The following is a 229-nucleotide window of genomic DNA, read 5'->3' as shown; positions in this document are numbered from 1 at the left end:
GGCGGGCCGGCCGCTTTTACAGATACAAGCAGGTTTGGGGGGTAGGTATGCGCATCCTGCACACCGGTGACTGGCACCTGGGGAGAACCCTGGAAGGGCGGAGCCGGTTTGAGGACCAGGTTGCTTTCGTGGACGAACTCGTCCGTATTGACAGAGAAGGGAGTATCGATCTCGTGCTGCTGGCGGGAGATGTGTACGACACCGACAATCCGCCTGCCGCTGCGGAGCA

At 61.1% G+C, this 229-nt stretch carries 1 protein-coding gene; it reads left to right on the top strand.

The features are described 5' to 3' along the window. Positions 1 to 47: 47 nt before the first annotated feature. Positions 48 to 229 (top strand): exonuclease subunit SbcD (sbcD, locus tag KVT34_RS31510; RefSeq protein WP_217563420.1); only part of this gene is annotated, 182 nt, incomplete at its 3' end.

It is taken from the genome of Paenibacillus sp. GbtcB18, from assembly GCF_019091125.1.
GTDB classification, from domain to species: Bacteria; Bacillota; Bacilli; order Paenibacillales; family NBRC-103111; genus Paenibacillus_F; species Paenibacillus_F chitinolyticus.
The sequence above is the reverse complement of the archived record's forward strand: the minus strand, read 5'-3'. Positions and strand labels throughout refer to the sequence as shown.